Source organism: Microbacterium sp. STRO-1N (genome assembly GCF_057748015.1).
The window spans coordinates 345783-365111 of sequence record NZ_CM173234.1 but is presented as its reverse complement, the minus strand read 5'-3'; the positions used below and the strand labels follow the sequence as shown (position 1 = coordinate 365111).

Genomic DNA, 19329 nt, shown 5'->3' with positions numbered 1-19329 from the left:
ACCCATGCCGTTCGGATCGCATCGCCGTAGGCTGGCGAAATGAGTACGCACATCGCCGCGACCCCAGGGCAGATCGCCCCCATCGTCCTCTTCCCCGGGGACCCGCTCCGCGCGAAGTGGATCGCGGAGACCTTCCTGGACGGTGCGGAGCTGTACTCCGAGACCCGAGGGATGCTGGGATTCACCGGCGCCTGGCAAGGGCACCGCGTCTCTGTGCAGGGGTCCGGCATGGGCCAGCCGTCGATGTCGATCTACGCCAACGAACTGTTCACGGAGTACGGCGTGCAGACGATCGTGCGCGTGGGATCGTGCGGCGGGCTCACGGAGAAGGTCGGGATGCGCGACATCATCATCGCGAGCGGCGCCTGCACCGACTCGGGGATCAATCGCGTGCGGTTCCATGGGCAGGATTACGCGCCGGTCGCCGATTTCCCTCTGCTGCGCGCCGCCGTCGAGGCCGCTGAATCAGAGCCTCTCGACGTCGCCGTGCACGTCGGCCTGCTGTTCTCCAGCGATCAGTTCTACAGCACACGTCCCGAGCTCACCGAGTCCCTCGTGCAGCACGGCGCCCTCGGCGTCGAGATGGAGACCAGCGCGCTCTACACGCTCGCCGCCTATCACGATCGGCGGGCGTTGAGCATCTGCACCGTCTCAGACCACCTCGTCACCGGCGAGGAGACATCGGCGCACGAGCGGGAGCAGACCTTCGGCGACATGGTCCGGATCGCCCTGCGAGCGGCGACGGCCTGACGAGGAGCCCGCGTAAGGGATGATCGAAGGACCATGCCTGCGCTCCTGAACCCCTCCCTCGTGCCGGACGGCTCCGATCCGGATGCCGTGTACCTGGCGTTCGTCGAATGGGCGGAGTCCACCGGCATCACTCTCTACCCCGCGCAAGACGAGGCGCTCATCGAGATCGTCTCGGGCAACAACCTGATCCTGTCGACGCCGACCGGTACCGGGAAGTCGCTCGTCGCGATCGGTGCGCACTTCGCCGCTCTCGTCGACGGACGCCGCACGTACTACACCGCGCCGATCAAGGCGCTCGTGAGCGAGAAGTTCTTCTCCCTCGTCGACATCTTCGGTCCCGACAACGTCGGCATGGTCACCGGCGACTCCGCGGTGAATGCGGACGCGCCGATCATCTGCTGCACGGCCGAGATCCTCGCGAATCTCGCTCTGCGCCAGGGCACGTCCGCAGATGTGGGCCAGGTCGTGATGGACGAGTTCCACTTCTACGGCGACCCCGACCGCGGGTGGGCCTGGCAGGTGCCGCTGCTCGAGCTGCCGCAGGCGCAGTTCATCCTCATGTCGGCGACGCTCGGCGATGTGACTTCGCTCGCGGAGGATCTGACCCGCCGCACCTCGCGCGAGACCGCGAGGGTCACGGGCGTCGAGCGCCCCGTGCCGCTGCACTACTACTACGAGACGACGCCGATCCACGAGACCGTCGAAGAGCTGCTGTCGACCGGCCAGGCGCCGATCTATGTCGTGCACTTCTCGCAGGCGGCCGCCATGGAGCGGGCGCAGGCGCTGTCGAGCACCAAGATCGCGACCCGCGAGCAGCGCGACGAGATCGCCGAACTCATCGGCGAGTTCCGATTCACGACCTCGTTCGGAAAGACCCTGTCCCGGTTCCTGCGGGCCGGCATCGGCGTGCATCACGCCGGCATGCTGCCGAAGTACCGCCGCCTCGTCGAGCAGCTCGCGCAGCGGGGATTACTGCGGGTCATCTGCGGAACAGACACACTAGGCGTCGGCATCAACGTCCCGATCCGCACCGTGCTGCTCACGGCGCTGACGAAGTTCGACGGCACGCGCATGCGTCAGCTCAATGCCCGCGAGTTCCATCAGATCGCGGGCCGAGCGGGACGCGCGGGCTTCGACACCGCAGGCACCGTGGTCGCCCAGGCACCAGAGCACGAGTCCGAGAACGTCGCGGCCGTCAAGAAGGCCGGCGACGACCCGAAGAAGAAGCGCAAGATCGTCCGCAAGAAGGCACCGGACGGCTTCGTGTCGTGGGGCGAGCCGTCGTTCCTCAAGCTCGTCGCCGCCGAGCCCGAGACCCTGACCTCGCACATGCAGATCACCAGCGCCATGATGCTCAACGTCATCGGCCGCGGCGGAGACGTGTTCGCGAACATGCGCTCGCTCATCTTCGACAACCACGAGCCGCGCGCCACGCAGCGCGCGCTGGCGATCCGCGCGCTCGGGATCTACCGGACGCTGCGGGAGTCCGGCATCGTCGAGGACGATGCAGACGGCATCCGCCTGACCGTCGACCTCCAGCCGAACTTCGCACTCAACCAGCCGCTGTCGCCGTTCGCCCTCGCCGCGTTCGAACTGCTCGACCCCGAAGCTGCGACGTTCGCCCTCGACATGGTCTCGATCGTCGAGTCCACGCTGGACGACCCCCGTGCGATCCTCAGCCAGCAGGAGTTCCTCGCCCGCGGCGAGGCCGTCGCCGCCATGAAAGCCGAGGGCATCGAATACGACGAGCGCATGGAGCTGCTCGAGCAGATCACCTATCCGAAGCCGCTCGAGGAGCTTCTGGACGCCGCATTCGAGACGTTCAGCGCCGCGCAGCCGTGGATCCGCGACTTCGAGCTGCGGCCGAAGTCCGTCGTCCGGGACATGTACGAGCGGGCCATGTCGTTCGGGGAATACGTCGCCCAGTACAAGATCTCCCGCTCCGAGGGCGTCGTCCTGCGGTATCTGTCCGACGCGTATCGCGCCGCATCCCAGACGATCCCCGAGGACCTCAAGACCGAGGATCTGCGCGATCTCATCGAGTGGCTCGGCGAGCTCGTGCGACAGGTCGACTCGAGCCTGCTCGACGAGTGGGAGGAGCTGCGCGCCGGCACCGACAACGGCATCGTGGACCTGCATCGACCCGATGAGGAGCCGATCGTCCCGCCGGCGCCCAAGCGGTTGACCTCGAACGTGCGCGCGTTCCGCATCCTCGTGCGCAACGAGATGTTCCGCCGGGTCCAGCTGGCGGCGCGCGAGGACGTGGATGCTCTCGCCGAACTGGATCAGGACCTCGGCGCCGCCGCGTGGGATGCCGCCCTCGACGGCTATTTCGCCGAGCACGATGAGATCCTCACCGGCGGCGACGCCCGCAGCTCGAAGCTGCTGCTCATCTCCGAGGGACGCGCCGAGTGGACCGTCCGTCAGATCCTCGACGACCCCGCAGGCGATCACGACTGGGGCATCGCCGCGACGATCGACCTCGCCGCCTCGGATGAGGCCGGCGAGGCCGTCGTCCGCGTGACGGCGGTCGACCGGCTGTAGCTCCCGGGTTCTGGGCAAGGCGGGGCCTGCACGCGCGGTACAGCCGCACGACGCGGGAACACCTGCACGACCGAATGCCGGAAATCGTCGTGCATCCGTTCCCGGATCGTGCAGGTGTCCCGGACCGACCCGCCCGGAACGGACCTAATGCGGTCAGCCCGCGGCAGCGGCGACGGGCGCCTGCAGCAGCCGGACGAGCACCGAGGTGCTGTCGGCGGCATGGCCGGCATCCATCCCCTTCCGGAACACGGCGGCGACCGCGGCCGGCAGAGTGGTGTCGACGCCCGAGTCCGCGTTCGTGTGCAGCACGTGCTCGACGCTGGCCATGCCCATGGCGAGACGATCGACGTCACCGGAGTGCTGTCCGGCCTCGATCCGCTCGGCGTAGAAGGAGAAGAACCCCGGCAGCGAGCCGGCGGTCTCGGCCGCGTGCTGCACGATGTCGGACGCGGTCATGCCGTTGGCCTCGGCGAGCGCGATCGCCTGCCAGTAGCCGGCCATGGCAGTCCAGAACATGACCATGCCGATCTGGTACATCAGGGCGGCGAGTCCAGGGTCGTCGCCGCGGTAGTCGGTGCGGCCGGTGATGACTTCGAGGTCGGAGCGATGCCGATCGAACACCTCGCGCGGCCCGCTGTAGAACGTGGAGGACTCCGGCTTGCCGATCTCGTACGGCGGCACTGTCACCCCTCCCGTCAACTGGACGGCGCCCCGCTCCTGCGCCCACGCCGCGGCGGCACGGGCCTTCTCCGGAGTGTCCGAGCTGAGATTCACCAGGGTCCGACCGGCGAGAGCGTCCTCTGCCGGTGCGAGCGCGGCATACATCGCGTCGTAGTCGGTGAGGCTGAGGATGACGAGCTCGTTGGCTGCGACGGCCTCTGCGACATCGGGCGCGAGCACTGCCCCGCGCTCGACCAGGGCCTTCGCGCGCGACGGTGTTCGGTTCCACACGGTGACCTCGTAGCCGCGCCCGAGGAAGGCGCTTGCCATGGCCTGTCCCATGGGCCCGAGTCCGATGACGGTGACGGATGGCGTGCTGTTCATTGGACATTCCCTTTCTAGAACGATCGCTCTAATCGCGCGATGCAGACACCGTAGCACGCTCTAGAACGAACGCTCTACCCAATCCTCGGATAGGGTGCTGTCATGCAGACCAGCACCAGGGATCGGATCGTCGTCGCCGCGTCGCGCCTCATCCAGCGGCAGGGTTACGTTGGCACCGGCATCAAGCAGATCGCCCAGGAGGCGTCCGCGACGCTGGGCTCGGTGTACCACTTCTTCCCCGGCGGCAAGGAGGCCGTCGGCGTCGCCGCGCTCGGCCACGGTGCCGAAGAGTTCACCACGCTGCTCCGCGCGGCTCTGGCCAGTGAAGACGACCCAGCGGATGCCGTGATGGCTGCGGCCCAACAGCTCGCCGCGGCCCTCAGCGCATCCGGCTGGACCGACGGATGCCCCGTCACCGCGGCGGCGCTCGAGACGCTCGGCGGCGACTCCGGTATCCAGCAGGCGTGCGCCGAAGCCTTCACGACCTGGGAGCAGATCGTGCACGACAAGCTGGTGGACGGCGGGCTCCCGGCCGACGACGCCCGCGAACTGGCGGCCACCGTGATCTCGACCCTGGAGGGCGCGGAGGTCACGGCGCAGGTCCGTCGCAGCGAGCAGCCGCTGCTGGCGGCGGGCCGCCAGCTCGCCCGGCTCGTCCGCTCGTACGACGTGACCTGAGCGTCACCGTTCAGACGGCGGAGCCCACCCGCACGCCCGGAACCCGCGCGCCGGCCACGAGGCGCCCCACCAGTTCCTCGTAGCCGACGCCGGCTGCCGCGAACATCCGCGGCACCTGGGATGCCGCCGTCATCCCGGGCATCGTGTTCACCTCGTTCAGCACGGGGCCGTCCGGTGTGAGGAAGAAGTCGATCCGCGCGACGCCCGAGCAGCCGAGCGCGTCGAACATGGCGAGCGCCGCCTGGACCAGGGCGGCATGTTCGGCGGCATCCAGAACCGCCGGCACCGAGAACTCCGCCGAACCGTCGTACTTCGTCTCGGTGTCGAACAGCCCGCTCGTCCGGATCTCGAGCGGTGGAGCGGCCCAGCGCGTCCCGTCGGCCTCGCGCAGGACGGCGACATCGATCTCGCGACCCCGTACGACCTCTTCGACGAGGATCCGGCGGTCGAACTCGGCGGCGGCGTCCAGCGCATGACGCAGCTCACCGCCATCCGAGACGAGCGAGACCCCGAAGCTCGAGCCGGCCGACACCGGCTTGACGACGACCGGCCCGTCGTACTCCTCATCCCCGATGTCGGATGCCGAGATGAGCCGCCCCCGCGCCACTCTGATGCCCATCGCCTCGGCGACCAATTTCGTCATCCACTTGTCCATGCCGATCGCGCCCGCTCCGAGTCCTGACCCCACGACCGGTATGTGCGCGAGCGCGCACAGCGCGGCGAGCGCGCCGTCCTCCCCGAGCGTTCCATGCACGGCGGGGAACACGGCATCCGCTCGCCCGATGAGGGCGACTGCTGCGGCCAGGGAGTCGGCCACCCCCAGTCCGAGCGGACCGGACTCCGAGCACCAGATGCCGTCCCGCCCGATCGTGAGGGCGTCCACCGCCCACCCGCGCGCGCGCAGAGCCCGCGCGACACCGGACGCCGACGCGATCGACACGTCGTGCTCCGCATTCTCTCCCCCGCCGATGACGACGACATGCTGTTTCATCCGATGCTCCTTCTGATGCGCGTCCCGATACCGGTGACGATGGTGTGCGGGATCGTTCCCGCCCAGTGGGCCCACTCCTGGATCGTGGGTGCCGCGGTGCCGGCTGGTCCGAACACGGTCGCCGTGGCGCCGCGCGCGGCCTGGACGGCACCGGTGTCGATGACGATCTGATCCATCGACACGCGTCCGACGATCGGATACCGCGCCCCGCCGATCTCGACGCACGCCCCAGGTGCCAGCTCGCGAGGGATGCCGTCGGCGTACCCGACCCCGACGATGCTGAGATGCGTGTCGACGCGCGCGACGAAATCGTGTCCGTACCCGACGGCAGTCCCCGCCGTGGCGCTGGTGGTGTGCACGACCGGCGCCGTGAACGTCCCGGCCCCCGTCAGCTCGACGGTGTCGGACGGGTCGATGCCGACCAGCCCAGCGCCGACCCTGACGAGATCGAAGTGCGTCGACGGGTCGGTGAGCGCGCCGGCCGTGGCCGCGAGGTGCACCCTGAGCGGTCCGAACCCGGCGCGCAGCACGGCATCGCGCGCCTGCCGCATGCGAAGCACCGCCGGGGCGTTCGCCGCCTGGTCCGCACGGTCGGCCAGTGGCAGATGCCCCATGACGCCGACGACGTCGATGCGCCCCCGCGCTCTGCCGTCCCGTGCGACGCGCAGCAGGTCAGCCCATTCGGACAGCGGGCTGCCACCGCGCGCCATGCCGGTGTCCATCTGCAGGTGCACGCGGAGCGGCCGGTCCGCGTCGGCGATCAGCTGCCGCAGCTCGTCGACCGAGCCGACCGCCACGTCGACCCGCAGATCGGCGGCGAGCTCGGCATCCACTCCGGCCGGGTTCAACCAGGAGAGTATCGGCTGGTCCAGCCCGGCCTCCCGCAGCGCGATCGCCTCGGCGACATCCGTGATGCCCAGCCAGGTGGCTCCGGCGGCGACGGTGGCCTGCGCCACCGCGACGGCGCCGTGACCGTATCCGTCCGCCTTGACGACCGCCATGATGACGCTCGCCGTCGCGGCGCGCACCACCGCGATGTTCGCCGCCACCGCCGCCCTGTCGGTCCGCAGCGTCGGCGGGCGCATCCGGGACGGAGGCACGGGTGCCGGGGTCGTGCGCGCGGGTACGGATGCACGACCCTGGAACGGATGCACGGCGCCACGCCCCGCATCGGTCGTGCGGCCGTATCCCGGTCGTGCAACCGTGTCGCCCTGTGGCGCGGCATCCGCGTGAAACGGGATGCCGTGCTGCACGAGATTCATGACTGCATCCGCGGGTCGTCGGTGGGGTCGGCGTACATCTGCGGGCAGCCGTGCATCTCGGCATCCGGTCGCAGTTCGTAGTGCCAGCGCTCGTTCGCATAGATCTGACAGAGGCCGAAGCGGTCCCCGTGCTGCGCGAGCCAGTCCAGCGCGGTGTCCGGTCCGAGGTCGACGGCATCGCCGGTGACGTGCGCCGACGTCGTCGGGGTCGCAACCCAGCGGGCGGCCTCCTCCTCGGAGCCGTACTCGGCGGTCGCGTCGTCGAGCAGCCGCTGCTGGTACGCAGGTGCGCGCCAACCGCTGTTCACCCGGAACTCGACACCGTCCCGCTCGGCGCGCTCGGCAGCCGCTCGGAGTGCATCCAGAAGGTCGGGGTTCAGGTTCGCGACAGCGGGCGACGAGTCGTCGAAGACGGTGGGTCGCTCGTTCTCCGGGATGAATCCGTCGGCGGCCGTCGGCTGATAGGCCGCTCCGACGATCGGCGCCCCGGTCGGCACGGTCACCGTGCCGTTCGCCGCCGGAATCGCCTGCAGCACCGCGACGGTCGCGGCAGCGGCGACGGCGAGGGTTCCGACCAGGGCGAGAGCGCGTCGATGGCGAGCACGCCGGGATGCAGTGGGGTGTTTCATGTTCTCCAGTGAACGCACCGACGTGTTGCAATGGCGTATGCGGATTCTCATATGCTCCCGATATGCGCGCCTGCGTAGGATGCAGAAATGCGCGTGCTGATCGTCGAGGACGAGCCCTATCTCGCGGAAGCCGTCCGAGACGGTCTCCGCCTCGAGGCGATCGCGGCCGACATCGCCGGCGACGGCGACACCGCGCTCGAGCTGCTGAGCATCAACGCCTACGACATCGCCGTGCTCGACCGCGACATCCCCGGCCCGTCGGGCGACGACGTGGCGCGGTGGATCGTGGCCTCCGGCAGCGGGATGCCGATCCTCATGCTGACGGCCGCGGATCGCCTGGACGACAAGGCCTCAGGGTTCGAACTCGGTGCCGACGACTATCTGACCAAGCCCTTCGAGCTGCGCGAGCTGATCCTGCGGCTGCGCGCCCTGGATCGCCGCCGTGCGCACGTCCGACCGCCCGTGCTCGAGCTCGAGGGTCTGCGGCTCGACCCGTTCCGGCGCGAGGTGTTCCGCGACGAGCGCTACGTGTCGCTGACCCGGAAGCAGTTCGCGGTCCTCGAGGTGCTCGTCGGCGCTGGCGGTGGCGTCGTGAGCGCCGAGGAGCTGCTCGAACGCGCGTGGGATGAGAATGCCGACCCGTTCACGAACGCCGTCCGCATCACGGTCTCGTCGCTGCGCAAGCGCCTGGGCGAGCCGCAGCTGATCATCACGGTTCCCGGTGTCGGTTACCGGATCGGGACGGATGCCGATGACTAGACCGCGCGGCATGAGCGCCCGCCTCAAGCTCACCCTCAGCTATGCCGCCGTCGTCGTCGCATCCGGGGTGCTGCTGCTCGCCGCCGTCGCCGTATTCCTGTTGCGGTATGTACCGGATGCCGTCGACTTCTTCCCCAATCGCGGCGACCTCACCAGGGCGTTCATCCCCTCGGCCGTCTTCGTGATGCTCGTGCTGCTCGCGATCGGACTGGGCGGAGGATGGGTCCTCGCCGGCCGGATGCTGGCACCCCTGGACCGGATCGGCGCCGTCGCCCGCGCGGTCGCGCAGGGCTCGCTGTCGCAACGAGTCGCATTGGAGGGCCCCGGAGACGAGTTCCGCGACCTCGCCGACGTGTTCGACTCGATGCTCGATCGGCTCGAAGCAGACGTCGCCGAGCAGCAGCGCTTCGCCGCGAACGCCTCGCACGAGCTGCGGACGCCGCTGGCGATCTCGCAGACGATGCTCGAGGTCGCCCGCACCGACCCCGACCGGGACGTGGACGCCCTGATCGATCGACTGCACCAGGTCAATTCCCGCGCCATCGAGCTGACCGAGGCGCTGCTGGTGCTCAGTCGTGCCGAGCGCCGGGCCTTCGCCAGGGAGGGCGTCGAGCTGTCGCTGCTCTCCGAGGAGGCGGTCGAGACGCTCGCGCCGCTGGCCGATCGGCACGGGGTCACGATCGACGTCGGCGGGGATGCCGGGACTGTGATCGGATCGCCCGCCCTGCTGCAGCAGCTCGTGACGAACCTCGTCCACAACGCGATCGTGCACAACGTTCCCGCCGGCGGGATGGTGGCGGCTCGCACGCACGCACGTCCCGGCGCGATGGCGCTCGTCATCGAGAACACCGGGCCGCCGCTGCAGCCGGACGTGATCGCCACCCTGACCGAGCCGTTCCAGCGCGGTGCGGAGCGCGCCAGGACGGAGGATCATGTCGGCGTCGGTCTCGGACTCGCCATCGCCCGCCGGATCGCCGAGGCGCACGACGGCGAACTCGTCCTGACGCCGCGCGAAGGCGGCGGGCTCATCGTCACGGTCTGGCTGCCGCAGACTCTGTAGCAGCGGCGGGGCGGCGGCACGGGCGGGGAGTGCGTCGGCGGCGCGGCGGCGGGAACGGATGCCGGGAGAAATCCCGGATGTCCGGCGACACGCGGGGAATCGCCCTGACATTCGGGAAATCTCCCGACATCCGTCCCTCAGGTCAGGCCGCGGTGCCGCGCTTGGCCGCGATCTCGCGACCGTACGTGCGGGCCGAGTGCTCGGCGGCCTGCTTCAGCTCCTGAGCGGCGTCAGCGAAGGCATCCATCGCGGGGTTCACGCCCACCAGCGTGAACGGACGCTGCACGACGCGCAGGTCGAGGCCCCAGACGTCCTCGAGAACGCGACGGAGCCATCCGGTCGAGTGGTCCCAGCCCTCCTTGGGCGTACCGGGCGCGTAGTTGCCGCCGAGAACGGTGACGAGAGTCGCGGGCTTGCCGTTCAGCGCGGTGCCGGTCGGGTCGATGCGCGGGTCCGTGTAGGCCAGGTCGAACCAGGTCTTGAAGTGCTGCGAGACGCCGTAGTTGTACAGCGGCACGGCGAACAGCAGCGCGTCTGCGCCGATGAGCTCGTCGGCGAACGTGGTCGCCAGGTCGCGGGCGGCGTTCTGCGCCGGGGTGCGCTGGGCCGCCTCGACGAATCCGCCGGTGACGGCGTCGGCCCAGGCGGTCGAGGGCACGGGGTCCAGCGCCAGATCGCGACGCGTGACGGTCGAATCCGGGTGCGCGGCGGTCCACTCGGCCTCGACGAGATCGGCGAGCGATCGGCTGGCGGAGCTCGCGGGCAGGATGCTGGCATCCAGACGGAACAGCGACATGAGGGGCAGTCCTTTCTCTTTTCGTAGTCGCTCCGTTTTTCTTAGCGACTGCGCACAGACTAGCACCGTTAGACTGGAGACATGGCCGAGTCCGAGGTGAGCGTCCAGATCTGCGACACCGCAGTCACCCTGGCCTTCAGCGTGCTCGGCAAGCGGTGGAACGGAATGATCGTCGCCACCCTCGGTGGCGGAGCCGCGTCCTTCGCGGCGCTGCGCCGCGCTGTCGATGGCATCAGCGACACCGTGCTGTCCGATCGGCTGGCCGAACTCGCGCAGGCGGGACTCGTCGTCCGCAGCGTCGACGCCGGCCCTCCCGTGTCGGTGTCGTACGAGCTCAGCGAGAGCGGGCGCGGGCTGCTGCCGATCCTCGATCAGCTCGGCCGCTGGGCGACGGCGAACCTGAGCGCGCAGGCGCACTGATCAATCCATTCGGTCATCCTCGATCACCGAGACGATCTGGGTCACGGCGTTTTCGACGAACGGTCGAAGGGCCTCCGGAATCCGCGGGTCCACGGCGAGCTGGCTAAGGCTTCTGACGATGCGCGGAAGCCCGCCGAGCACGCCGAGTTCGATGAGAGCCTCGGCCTGGAGGCACTGCAGTTGCACCGCGATATTCGGGTAGGCCTCTTCCCATTCGGGCAAGGCAGAGCGGACGATCCTGAATGCACGCAGCGCCTCCGCCGGTCGGCCGGCGAGCAGGTCCACACTCATCAGCTTGAGCACGTCAAGACCGACCTCGTAGTGATCGTCCGAGTACACGGTCCGATCGATCTGCAAGGCCTCGTCCAGGAGGCGCGTTGCTCGCTCGCGATCACGGAACACGAGGACGTCGGCGAGCGCTACGAGCACTGCAGCATGGTCTGGGCTGCCGGGTGACTGCATCTGTTGCACGCTCAGCGCTGGTTCGAGCAGATGCATCGCCTCGTCGAGCACAGCTTCGTCGACAGCCCCAGACTGACTCATCTTCTCAACGAGCAGGCGCCCGAGATTGATACGGGGCGGGACTCCCATCGGATGACCCGGATTCTCGCCCTCGTAGATCCCCATGGACTCGCGCAAGACGGTCTCGGCCTCGTCGAGTTCTCCCGCGTCGAGGAGCGCCATGCCCAAGTCATTCAGATCGCGTGCGATGTCGACGGACCGACCACTGACTTGGGCGCGATCGAGGTCCAGCGCCTGACGGGCGAAGGCGATGGCATCCCCGCTCTGACCGAGCCGGGTCGCCGCACGCGAGGCCAATCCAAAGTTGAGCGCACGCAACGACGCGCCGACAGCGGGATCCTGCGCCAGCGCGAGGTACCCGTCGACATGCTCCGGCGATGGTCGATCAGGAATGCCGAAGCGCGCACGCAGTGCCAGCACATCCTGGTCATCGGGCACGAGTACAGCCGCAGCTTCCGCGTTGCGCAACGCGGAACCACGGTCTCCGAGGTTCTCGTGGCACCACGCGAGCACGATCAGACACGCGGCTTGGACGCCAATCAGCTGCGCATCCTCACCCATGCGGATCCCCATCTCCGCCACGTCGATCGCCGTCGCATAGTCACCACCGGTCAGCCGCACGTGCGCCTCGACGACCAGTACCTCGCCGATCAGGTCCGCGGATGCATCTTCGGGGAGCCGTGCCTTGACGACGTCGATCTGCTCCTCGGCGCTGAGCGTGAGCCCCCGGGTAGCGAGGGCATCGGCAAGCGTCAGGTGCGTGTAGACGACGCCCTCGGCGTCCTCGGCGACCCGCGCACTCACAGCATTCGCGATCACCGCGAGCTGACGCAGCTCTGATCCGTCTGAATCGGATGCACCCGCCTGGATCGATGCCAGCATCCGAGAGGCAACTGTCGACGCGGCATCCGGAAGCGCGGCCAGGATCAGGTCGGAGACGACCGCGTGGCAATTGACCGCCGAGCCACCCGTCTCGATGAGACCTAGTGCACTGCCACGGCGCATGCCCTTCCGGATATCGGATGCCGCGAGTGGCAGTGCGGATTCGAGGAGAGACTGCGGAATCTGCTGTCCACCACCGACTGCCGCGGCCAACACCACTTGCAGGCTCGAGACGTCATCGATGCTCTGGAGCATGCGAGCGACGACCTCGGCGAAACTGACCGGATAGTGCGATCCGAGCGTTTCGGAGAGCACCGTCGACGGCTCGGTCCTGAGCATTTCGCTCAGTTCAACAGTCGATACTCCGGTGGCCGCGACGAAACGGCAGATGGTCGCAAGGACGAGCGGGTGTCCGCTGCAGGCGCCGACGATCGCGTTGATCTGACCGGTACCCGCTGACGATGGCAGAAGCGACCGCGCAATGCGTTCCATCGTTGCTTCGTCCGTGGCACCGAGACTCACCATACGTCCCGGCGAACGGAGCGTGCGGTCTCGCGTCGTCGCCAGCGCCGATCCAGGCTGTGCTCCACTCGGGATCACAGCGCCCACGAGGTCACCGTCACTGACGTCATCCAGGACGATGAACCAACGATGGTGCTGAGACAACAACAATCGAACCTGATGCAGAGCATCGTTGCCGGGGACGATTTCGAGTGCCCTCAGCAAAGCATCACAGGACGCGCTGAGGCTTTCGCGCGATGAAGCGTTCATCCACCAGACCAGCGGTGGATCACCCTCATCTGCCCGGCGTCGCGCGGCCAACCATGCCAGGGTGCTCTTACCTAGCCCGGCGCCGCTGCTCAAGACGGCGACGGGGGACTCGGCCAGAACGCTCTCGATCTCATCGCTCTCACCGCGTGCTGTCGGCTCGGGCGCCAGGGGCAGATCCCAGATATTGGTTACACCGCCGATGCGAACGGGCTCATTACGTGTTCTCGAGGAAGACGTGAGCTGTGCCACGACGACCAACTGGAAGAGGGCGTTTCCCGGCTGCCGCGCGGCTCGTTCGATCTCCTCCCGCAGCGATCCGGCCGTGTCCCGTGCGAGCTGTGGGATATCGACGTCGTCGGTGAGCACGTTGAGGGCGGACAGGTGCTCCGCGAGGATGGGACCCCACACGGCTTCTTGGGCGGCGCCGACCAGCGGGGAGTCCTCCGAGACGAGGAGTTGGTAGGCGCCGCCCGCCGGCAGTGCGGCGACGACGAGGGAAGCCGATGAACCCCTGTCGTCCTTGTTCTGGACGGCAAGGCCCCGTCGCAAGGCCGCCTCGAAGCATCTCTGGAACTCGCGCCTGATCGCACCACGACGCGCCATTGGAGCGGCCGCGGACACCAGGCTGACGACGTTCGCTGCTGCGGAGATAATGTCCACCTGACGATGCTATCCAGCATCGTCAGGTGAGATCACGGAACCCGACGCCGCCTCACCAGGGGTTGGGCTTGTAATCCTTGAGGAAGACGCCGTAGAGGTCGTTGCCCGCTTCGCCCTGCACGATCGGGTCGTACACCCGTGCGGCGCCGTCGACGAGGTCGAGCGGAGCGTGGAATCCCTCCTCGGCGAGGCGCACCTTCGTGTGGTGCGGGCGTTCGTCCGTGATCCACCCGGTGTCGACCGCGGTCATCAGGATCCGGTCGGTCTCGAACATCTCGCCGGCGCTCGTGCGCGTGAGCATGTTCAATGCCGCTTTCGCCATATTCGTGTGCGGATGCCCCGGTCCCTTGTAGCGGCGCGAAAACTGCCCCTCCATGGCTGAGACGTTGACGACGTACTTCTTGTCGAAATCGGATGCCGCCATCGAGGCTCTGAGCCTGCTGATGAGCAGGAACGGCGCGGTCGTGTTGGCCAGCTGCACCTCGAGCATCTCGATCGGATCGACCTGCTCGACGGACTGCACCCAGCTGTTCGTCCGGTGGACATCCGGCACGAGGCCGCCTGCGTCGATCGCAGTGCCGTCGGTGTGCTTCTCCAGCGACGACGAGCCGGGGGCCATGGCGAGCTTCGCAAGCTCTTCGGCGGTCAAGGCCTGCCCGCCCTGCTCGGCGACCGTTCCGGCGAGCGCGGCTACCGAGAGCAGCGGGTGCGCGTCCACCGACGCCTGCAGCGCCTGGGGGTGCGGGTCGGCGGTGTGGCCGAAGGTCTCCATCTCAGGCAGAGGCCCGTCGGGGAGAGGCTGCAGTTCGGCATCCGCCAGGAGGGAGTACGCACCGGGCGAGCGCCGCACCGTCTGCGCGGCGTTGTTGATGAGGATGTCCAGCGGTCCCTGAGCGGCGACCGAGTCGGCGAGACCGATCACCTGTGCCGGGTCGCGCAGGTCGATGCCGACGATGCGCAGGCGGTGGATCCAGTCGCTCGAGTCCGGCAGCGACGTGAACCGACGAACCGCATCGCGCGGGAATCGTGTCGTGATCGTCAGATGCGCACCGTCGCGCAGCAGACGCAGGGCGATGTACATGCCGATCTTGGCACGTCCACCGGTGAGCAGTGCTCGGCGACCGGTGAGGTCGGTGCGGGCATCGCGCCGGGCGTGGCTGAACCGCGCGCAGTCGGGGCAGAGCTGATGGTAGAACGCGTCGACGACCGTGTACGGCTGCTTGCAGATGTAGCAGTTGCGCGGCTTGAGCAGCGTGCCGGCGATGGGCGCCTCTGTCGATGCCGCGAGCGGAATACCTCGCGTCTCATCGTCGATGCGGTCGGGGGCACCAGTGGCCGTGTTGGCGACGACCGACTTGTCGGCCTCGGCGATGGCGTCGCGGATCTCCTTGCGGCGCACCCGCTTCGCAGCCTTGAACATCGTCGCCGTCGCGCGGCGGACGGTGATGAAATCAGGGTGGTCCTGATCGATCTCGTGCAACGCCGCGAGCACGCGCAGAGTCGTTTCGAGGTCTGCGGGGTCGATGCCGGAGTCCAGCAGGGGGTCAGGGGCATCGGTCATTACGCCGATTTTACGCGAGCCACCTGTATGTCCCCGGTCCGGCGTACGGTCGTTGTCATGAGCACAATATCGCCCGGCATCGTTCCCGCCTATCTGCTCGCACGCCTCGCCGAATCCGGCCGCTTCCCCCATGCCGCCGATGCCGCGCGGCAGACGCTTCTGGCCGGTCGCCCCGCGTTCCGCGGGCGCATCAATCTGTCGATCGACGCCGACGGCTCGCTCGTCGCCGAGCTCTCGGATGCGCCGAACCGCACGATCAGCGACGCGCAGAACACCGAGACGCTTCCGGGCGTCATCGTCCGTTCCGAGGAAGACGGCCCGGTCGAGGATGCCTCGGTCAACGAGGCGTTCGACGGACTCGGCGCGACATTCGAGCTGCTGCTCGGCGCATTCGCCCGCAACTCGCTGGACGATGCCGGCGCCCCGCTCGATGCCACGGTGCACTACGGCGTCGACTACGACAACGCCTTCTGGGACGGCGAGCGCATGGTCTTCGGCGACGGCGACGGCGAGGTGTTCCGCGGCTTCACCGGATCCCTGTCCGTAATCGGGCACGAGCTGGCCCACGGCGTCATCCAGCACACCGCAGGTCTCGAGTATCAGGGCCAGTCCGGCGCGCTCAACGAATCCATCGCGGATGTGATCGGAGCGCTCACCGAGCAGCACGCCGCCGGCGAGACCGCCGAACAGGCCGACTGGCTGGTGGGCGAGGGCATCTTCACCGATGAGGTGCAGGGCCGCGCGCTGCGCTCCATGCTCGAGCCGGGCACCGCATACGACGACGATGAGCTCGGCAAGGACCCGCAGCCGGCGCACATGCGCGACTTCGTGAACACGACCGAAGACAACGGCGGGGTGCACATCAACTCGGGCATCCCGAACCGTGCCTTCGCCCTGACGGCGCGGGCACTCGGCGGCCACGCGTGGGAACGGGCAGGGCAGGTCTGGTACCGCGCACTGACCGGTGGCCTGTCGAGCACCGCCGACTTCCTGACGTTCGCAGATGCCACTGCGGATGCCGCGACCGAGTTGTACGGTGAGGAATCGGAGGTGAGGACCGCTGTCCGCACCGCGTGGAGGACGGTCGGCGTATACGAGGATGAGCGCTCAGCACCACGATGACGTCGTGACCATCGTCGTCGTGCGCACCGGCGGCTTCGCCGGGCTGCACAGGCAATGGCAGGTGGAGGCAGCGGACGGCGATGTCGAGCGATGGCTCGTCCTGGTCGATGCCTGCCCGTGGGACCACGCATCGGACGACGCATCAGGGCAGGACGACGCCGCGCCGGAGCATCCGGCAGCGAACGACCAGCCGACGGCCGACCCGCGCGTCGAATCGACCCCCGGACCCGCAAAGACCCCGGAGCCCGAACCGACACCCGGGCCGGAGCAGACCCCGGCACCCGAACCGCCCCCTGAGGACGAGCCCGTACGGTCCGCATCACGCGGTGCCGACCGCTTCGTCTGGAGCATCCGTGCGCGCACACCAGTGCAGCACCTCGAGCAGCACCTGCCGGAGCCCGAACTCGTCGGCCCGTGGCGCCGACTCGTCGACGCCGTCCGTTCCGCGGGCTGACCTGACAGACGCCCCTTGCCACAGCGGCCCCGCTGGCGCACTCTGGAAGCACATCGAGCGACGGAGCAGTCATGGCGCAGAAGATCGTCCCCAATCTCTGGTTCACTCACAACGCTGACGAGGCAGGCGGCTTCTACAGTGAGGTCCTCCCCAAGACCGGCGCGCGGGTCAGTGCCCGCTACCCCGACGATGTCCCCGAGTGGCAGGCGGACTTCGCCGGCGACACGCTGGTCGTCGATCTCGACGTGGACGGATACCGCATCGCGCTCATCAACGCGGGCGACGAGTTCCGACCGAACCCGTCGATCTCGTTCATGCTGACCTTCGATCCGCTCGCTTTCGACGACGATGTCGAGGCCGCGCGACGCGCACTCGATGAGACCTGGGCCGGCCTCGCGACCGGAGGGCGTGTGTTCATGGAGCTCGACGAGTATCCGTTCAGCCGTCACTACGGCTGGGTCGAGGATCGCTTCGGCGTCAGTTGGCAGCTGGTTCTGGCCGAGCCGGAGCGGGAGCCGCGGCCCTTCGTGATCCCGCAGCTGATGTTCAGCGGACCGGTGCAGGGCAAGGCGCAGGAGGCCGCAGAGTTCTACGTGTCGCTGTTCGACGACGCCCATCTGGGCTTCATCGCCGAGTACACCGAACCGACTGGCCCCGCCGCCGTCGAGGACGTCATGTTCGGTGAGTTCCAGCTGGCAGGACAGCCGTTCTCGATGCGGGACTCCGCAGCCGAGCAGGTGTACGCGTTCGACTGCGGCGTCTCCCTCGAGGTGCGCTGCGCCGATCAGGCGGAGATCGACCGGCTCTGGGAGGCGCTGAGCGCCGTCCCCGAGGCCGAGCAGTGCGGCTGGCTGGCCGACCGCTACGGCGTGAGCTGGCAGATCGTGCCCGAGAACATGGGCGAGCTCATGGAGCGCCCCGGCGCCTACGACACGATGATGACGCAGAAGAAGATCGTCATCGCGGACTACTGAGTCGGCGACCGAGCGGACAATGGACCCATGGGAATGTTCACGCAGGGCCCCGAAGACAAGAGCGCCTGGGCCGCGCTGCCGGGAGAGCCCGCCGAAACGGATGCCGTCGATACCCTCCCGGCATCCGACATCGACGCCTTGAGCGTCGGCCTCGGCGCCTCCGTCGAATCGATCGTCTTCCCCGTCGCGCCTCCGGCACCGGAAGCCTCCGATCACAGCGACGGCGAACCGCCGACTCGCTGATCGGCCTACCCGGTGTCTGCATGTGTACAGTTGTACGCATGCAGGACTACTTCCTCGGAGACGACCGGACCAATCATCAGCGGATGCTGGCCGGCGACCTCTACATCGCCGACGATCCCGAGATCGAGAAACGCGCCGCTCGAGCGGCGCGGCTGGCGGATCTGTACCACCGCCAGGTGATCTCGGGGGACCCTGCCGCCCGCGGCTGGCTCGAGGACCTCATCGGCGAGCTGGCTCCGGATGCCGTGATCCGTCCTCCCCTGTTCGTTGACTACGGCGAACACATTTCCATCGGCGCACGCACCTTCGTCAATTACAACCTGACGGCACTCGATGTGGCGAAGATCACGATCGGCGCCGACTGCCAGATCGGGCCGAACGTCCAGCTGCTCACACCGACGCACCCCGTCGATCCGCAGCCGCGGCGCGACAAGCTGGAGGCGGCACAGCCGATAACGATCGGCGACAACGTCTGGCTCGGCGGCGGTGTCATCGTGTGCCCCGGCGTGACGATCGGCGACAACAGCGTGATCGGGGCCGGGTCGGTCGTGACCAAGGACGTCCCGTCGGACGTCGTCGCGGTCGGCAATCCGGCCAGGGTCATCCGGAGCATCTGATGGCGGCGAACCCGCGGTACGACCCCGAGCGCCGAGACCGCATCATCGACGCGTGTCTCGACGTCATCGCCGAACGCGGTGTCGCCGGGACCACGCATCGACGCGTGGCCGAGGCTGCGGGCGTCCCGCTGGGTTCCATGACCTATCACTTCGACGGCATGGACGAGCTGCTGCGCGCGGCGTTCACGCGCTTCTCCCACGCGATCGCCGACGGCTTCGAGGCCAGGCTCGGCCACGACATGACCCGCGAGGAGGCGAAGGATGCCGTGGTCGACCTCATCCAGCAGGATGTCTTCGCCGGGCACCGCGAGCTCGTCCTCTCGCACGAGCTGTACACGCTCGCGGCGCGCGACCGCCGCTACCGCGAGCTGACCAGTGCGTGGATGATCCGCAGTCGCGTCGTGCTGGAACGCCACTTCGATCCGACGACTGCACAGCTGCTCGATGCCCTGATCGAGGGCCTCAGCATCCACAGCGCACTCGACGTGACTCCGACCGATCGCGCGCTCCTCCGCGAGGCGGTCGATCGCATCGTCGGCGCGTAGCCTTCCCTCGGGGCATGCGCGCGGTCGCGCCGATCCGTGATCTGA

General features: G+C 68.4%; 19 protein-coding genes. 12 read left to right on the top strand and 7 right to left on the bottom strand.

Annotated elements, in window-relative coordinates:
* The first annotated feature begins 39 nt into the window (after window positions 1-39).
* Window positions 40-750, top strand: a complete 711-nt coding sequence (gene deoD / locus AC3ANJ_RS01860; RefSeq protein ID WP_488317973.1) for a purine-nucleoside phosphorylase — start codon at window positions 40-42, stop codon at window positions 748-750.
* A gap of 33 nt (window positions 751-783) precedes the next feature.
* Window positions 784-3294 (top strand): DEAD/DEAH box helicase, encoded by a 2511-nt coding sequence (locus AC3ANJ_RS01855; RefSeq protein ID WP_488317972.1) that lies wholly within the window; start codon window positions 784-786, stop codon window positions 3292-3294.
* A gap of 153 nt (window positions 3295-3447) precedes the next feature.
* Here AC3ANJ_RS01855 and AC3ANJ_RS01850 read toward each other — a convergent pair whose 3' ends face one another.
* Window positions 3448-4338 (bottom strand): NAD(P)-dependent oxidoreductase, encoded by an 891-nt coding sequence (locus AC3ANJ_RS01850; protein WP_488317971.1) that lies wholly within the window; start codon window positions 4336-4338, stop codon window positions 3448-3450.
* Between the two features lie 102 nt (window positions 4339-4440).
* On the opposite strand from AC3ANJ_RS01850, the gene AC3ANJ_RS01845 reads away from it, so the two are divergent.
* On the top strand, window positions 4441-5016 hold the full coding sequence (locus tag AC3ANJ_RS01845; RefSeq protein ID WP_488317970.1) for a TetR/AcrR family transcriptional regulator: 576 nt from the start codon (window positions 4441-4443) through the stop codon (window positions 5014-5016).
* A 10-nt stretch (window positions 5017-5026) separates the two neighbouring features.
* Here the strand turns inward: AC3ANJ_RS01845 and AC3ANJ_RS01840 are convergent, their stop codons facing one another.
* The 3 genes from AC3ANJ_RS01840 to AC3ANJ_RS01830 are packed head-to-tail and all read right to left on the bottom strand — an operon-like array spanning window position 5027 to window position 7898.
* A complete protein-coding gene (locus AC3ANJ_RS01840) occupies window positions 5027-6007 on the bottom strand; it encodes a D-alanine--D-alanine ligase family protein (RefSeq protein ID WP_488317969.1) in 981 nt (326 codons plus the stop codon).
* Complete coding sequence (gene alr, locus AC3ANJ_RS01835) at window positions 6004-7269, bottom strand: alanine racemase (protein ID WP_488317968.1); 1266 nt, start codon at window positions 7267-7269, stop codon at window positions 6004-6006. The genes AC3ANJ_RS01840 and alr overlap by 4 nt, the downstream gene beginning before the upstream one ends.
* Complete coding sequence (locus tag AC3ANJ_RS01830; RefSeq protein WP_488317967.1) at window positions 7266-7898, bottom strand: M15 family metallopeptidase; 633 nt, start codon at window positions 7896-7898, stop codon at window positions 7266-7268. Before AC3ANJ_RS01830 ends, alr begins: the two co-directional genes overlap by 4 nt.
* Before the next feature lie 87 nt (window positions 7899-7985).
* On the opposite strand from AC3ANJ_RS01830, the gene AC3ANJ_RS01825 reads away from it, so the two are divergent.
* Both AC3ANJ_RS01825 and AC3ANJ_RS01820 read left to right on the top strand, forming a co-directional pair.
* Window positions 7986-8657: a response regulator transcription factor gene (locus AC3ANJ_RS01825; RefSeq protein ID WP_488317966.1), complete on the top strand. Its 672-nt coding sequence runs from the start codon at window positions 7986-7988 to the stop codon at window positions 8655-8657.
* A gap of 10 nt (window positions 8658-8667) precedes the next feature.
* A complete protein-coding gene (locus tag AC3ANJ_RS01820) occupies window positions 8668-9717 on the top strand; it encodes a sensor histidine kinase (RefSeq protein ID WP_488317965.1) in 1050 nt (349 codons plus the stop codon).
* 142 nt (window positions 9718-9859) lie between these two features.
* Here the strand turns inward: AC3ANJ_RS01820 and AC3ANJ_RS01815 are convergent, their stop codons facing one another.
* On the bottom strand, window positions 9860-10513 hold the full coding sequence (locus tag AC3ANJ_RS01815) for an FMN-dependent NADH-azoreductase (RefSeq protein WP_488317964.1): 654 nt from the start codon (window positions 10511-10513) through the stop codon (window positions 9860-9862).
* 81 nt (window positions 10514-10594) lie between these two features.
* Here AC3ANJ_RS01815 and AC3ANJ_RS01810 point away from each other — a divergent pair, with 81 nt between their 5' ends.
* Window positions 10595-10933 (top strand): winged helix-turn-helix transcriptional regulator, encoded by a 339-nt coding sequence (locus tag AC3ANJ_RS01810; protein WP_406247359.1) that lies wholly within the window; start codon window positions 10595-10597, stop codon window positions 10931-10933.
* On the opposite strand, the gene AC3ANJ_RS01805 is transcribed toward AC3ANJ_RS01810, so the two are convergent.
* Together AC3ANJ_RS01805 and AC3ANJ_RS01800 are read right to left on the bottom strand one after the other, a co-directional pair.
* Complete coding sequence (locus AC3ANJ_RS01805) at window positions 10934-13768, bottom strand: NB-ARC domain-containing protein (protein ID WP_488317963.1); 2835 nt, start codon at window positions 13766-13768, stop codon at window positions 10934-10936.
* Between the two features lie 52 nt (window positions 13769-13820).
* A complete protein-coding gene (locus AC3ANJ_RS01800) occupies window positions 13821-15329 on the bottom strand; it encodes an SDR family NAD(P)-dependent oxidoreductase (RefSeq protein ID WP_488317962.1) in 1509 nt (502 codons plus the stop codon).
* 57 nt (window positions 15330-15386) lie between these two features.
* On the opposite strand from AC3ANJ_RS01800, the gene AC3ANJ_RS01795 reads away from it, so the two are divergent.
* The 6 genes from AC3ANJ_RS01795 to AC3ANJ_RS01770 all read left to right on the top strand — a co-directional run bounded on the left by AC3ANJ_RS01795 (window position 15387) and on the right by AC3ANJ_RS01770 (window position 19284).
* Window positions 15387-16451 carry a M4 family metallopeptidase gene (locus tag AC3ANJ_RS01795; RefSeq protein WP_488317961.1) on the top strand — a complete coding sequence of 355 codons (1065 nt, stop codon included), beginning with the start codon at window positions 15387-15389 and terminating at the stop codon, window positions 16449-16451.
* Window positions 16429-16905, top strand: coding sequence for a hypothetical protein (locus tag AC3ANJ_RS01790; protein WP_488317960.1), 477 nt, complete (start codon window positions 16429-16431; stop codon window positions 16903-16905). Before AC3ANJ_RS01795 ends, AC3ANJ_RS01790 begins: the two co-directional genes overlap by 23 nt.
* A gap of 71 nt (window positions 16906-16976) precedes the next feature.
* Window positions 16977-17879: a VOC family protein gene (locus AC3ANJ_RS01785; protein ID WP_488317959.1), complete on the top strand. Its 903-nt coding sequence runs from the start codon at window positions 16977-16979 to the stop codon at window positions 17877-17879.
* 27 nt (window positions 17880-17906) lie between these two features.
* Window positions 17907-18122 carry a hypothetical protein gene (locus AC3ANJ_RS01780; RefSeq protein WP_488317958.1) on the top strand — a complete coding sequence of 72 codons (216 nt, stop codon included), beginning with the start codon at window positions 17907-17909 and terminating at the stop codon, window positions 18120-18122.
* Between the two features lie 38 nt (window positions 18123-18160).
* Entirely contained in the window at window positions 18161-18739 is a 579-nt protein-coding gene (locus AC3ANJ_RS01775) for a sugar O-acetyltransferase (protein ID WP_488317957.1), read from the top strand.
* Entirely contained in the window at window positions 18739-19284 is a 546-nt protein-coding gene (locus AC3ANJ_RS01770) for a TetR/AcrR family transcriptional regulator (protein ID WP_488317956.1), read from the top strand. The genes AC3ANJ_RS01775 and AC3ANJ_RS01770 overlap by 1 nt, the downstream gene beginning before the upstream one ends.
* Window positions 19285-19329 lie beyond the last annotated feature (45 nt).